The organism is Porcipelethomonas ammoniilytica, assembly GCF_025567485.1.
Taxonomy (GTDB): Bacteria; Bacillota; Clostridia; order Oscillospirales; family Ruminococcaceae; genus Porcipelethomonas; species Porcipelethomonas ammoniilytica.
The window spans coordinates 1-321 of record NZ_JAOQKH010000121.1 but is presented as its reverse complement, the minus strand read 5'-3'; the positions used below and the strand labels follow the sequence as shown (position 1 = coordinate 321).

At 38.3% G+C, this 321-nt stretch carries 1 pseudogene; it reads left to right on the top strand.

Annotation, left to right across the window (positions count from 1 at the left end):
• A pseudogene (locus tag OCV67_RS13590) lies at positions 1–321 on the top strand (VirB4-like conjugal transfer ATPase, CD1110 family); the annotation flags it as partial.

Sequence of the window (321 nt, the reverse complement as noted above, 5' to 3'; positions counted from 1 at the left end):
AAAGCTAAGGCTTCTCTTGAACGTGAAGAGCTGAAAATTATCCGGATCTTTAAGCGTATGAATGTTAATGTTCATTCTTTAAACGGATTTGAAAGGCTTAAGCTTCTGAAAGAAAGTCTGCATCCGCTTCACCCGATTCCTTTTAATTTTGACTGGAAATCAAGATATACCTCCGGTATTTCCGTAAAAGACAGTATCGCTCCGACTTCTATGGACTTCAGCAAACTTAACTGCTTCAGAATAGGAAACAGTTACGGCGCTGCTTATCATGTATATATTGATTCAGCCGAAATTTCCGACAGAATAATCGAGGAAATTATG